Consider the following 1,532-nt stretch of genomic DNA (forward strand, 5'->3'; position numbering starts at 1 on the left):
TACACAAAGCCCGGCGTGATGTTATTCGCCGGACCATTTGCGGATGTGCGAGCAGATTGACGCATTGCGTCATGAAATCAGCTAGCCGGGTAGTCCAGATACCCTTCTTTCCCGCCACCAAAGAACGTCTCTTTAATTGGCGCATTCAGCGGCAAGTCATTTTTTAGTCGATGTGGCAGATCAGGGTTAGCAATAAACGGACGACCAAAACCGATCAGATCGGCCCAGCCGTTCGCCAGCGCCTCTTCTGCACGGATTTTGGTGTATTTACCGGAGTAAATCAACGTGCCGTGGAAGATAATACGCAGCGCTTCTTTAAACGCGGCAGGCATGACCGGCGCATCTTCCCAGTCCGCTTCGGCGATATGAATATAGGCAATGCCTAGCTCGTTCAGCACGCTGGCTGCCGCCAGATAGGTCGCTTCCGGGGTATCATCTTTTGACCCCATCAGCGTGGTCAGCGGAGCGAGACGAATACCCACGCGCTCTTTACCAATCGCCGCAGAGACCGCCGTCACCACCTCCCGCATAAAGCGCAGACGGTTTTGCAGCGAGCCGCCGTATTCGTCGTCACGCAGGTTGGCCTGAGAGTCAATGAACTGATTGATCAGATAGCCGTTCGCCCCATGCAGTTCAATGCCGTCAAATCCTGCAGCGATAGCATTGCGCGCCGCCTGAGCATAGTCATTGACAATAGCCGGGATCTCTTCCAGCGTCAGGGCGCGCGGCATGTCATGCTGCACCATCTCGCCGACGCCATTTTCCGGGCCGCGCCCTTCCACATCGACAAAGACTTTCACCCCTGGCGCCTGAATGGCAGAAGAAGAGACCGGCGCGGCGCCGCCAGGTTGCAGAACGGTGTGTGAAACACGACCGACATGCCACAACTGAGCGAAGATTTTACCGCCCGCCTTGTGCACGGCGTCGGTGACTTTTTTCCAGCCAGCAATCTGTGTATCGGAATAGATACCCGGCGTCCAGGCATAGCCCTGACCCTGCTGGCTGATTTGTGTGCCTTCGCTAATGATAAGCCCCGCGCTGGCACGCTGCGCGTAATAGTCCGCCATCATGTCAGTCGCGACGTCGCCTGCCCCGGCGCGAGAACGCGTCATCGGCGGCATAACAATCCGGTTTTTTAACGGCAAGGCATTCAGCGCATAGTGATCGAATAACATAATGGGTTTCCCTCGCGATTAGTTATACAGTTCTGCACTCATGGTGACGGTATTGCCCATGCGAGCGCTGGTGATTTTGTATTCAGAGGCGTTCATCTCTTTCGCTTTTTGCGCAATCACTGCTTCAGCAGAAACCAGCGTGGTGCCAGACGCCGTAACGCTCTGTGCAGAGGCGCTAAANNNCACAGCAGAGAACAGAGAAGCAGTAATAACAGCGATAATGGTTTTCATGTTTATATCCCAGAGTAAATTGATTGGTTGGCGTTGAATAACGCGTTGGGAGAAGAATACGCCTGACGACAGATGACATAAATGATACAAATGGCAATAGACTATTGCGTTTTTGTTAATAATAAG

At 53.6% G+C, this 1,532-nt stretch carries 2 protein-coding genes; both read right to left on the reverse strand.

Annotation, left to right across the window (positions count from 1 at the left end; all coding sequences use genetic code 11):
* Positions 1–77 precede the first annotated feature (77 nt).
* Complete coding sequence (locus JTI98_RS04575) at positions 78–1,175, reverse strand: alkene reductase (RefSeq protein ID WP_216081975.1); 1,098 nt, start codon at positions 1,173–1,175, stop codon at positions 78–80.
* Between the two features lie 18 nt (positions 1,176–1,193).
* Entirely contained in the window at positions 1,194–1,406 is a 213-nt protein-coding gene (locus tag JTI98_RS04580) for a DUF1471 domain-containing protein (RefSeq protein WP_216081976.1), read from the reverse strand.
* Between the last annotated feature and the right edge of the window lie 126 nt (positions 1,407–1,532).

The organism is Citrobacter sp. MGH 55, from assembly GCF_016906145.1.
Classification (GTDB): Bacteria; Pseudomonadota; Gammaproteobacteria; order Enterobacterales; family Enterobacteriaceae; genus Citrobacter_A; species Citrobacter_A amalonaticus.

What these genes read in the sequence shown, in the direction of transcription:
- JTI98_RS04575 (WP_216081975.1), bottom strand. Translation starts at nt 1,175, where the DNA reads ATGTTATTCGATCACTATGCGCTGAATGCCTTGCCGTTAAAAAACCGG.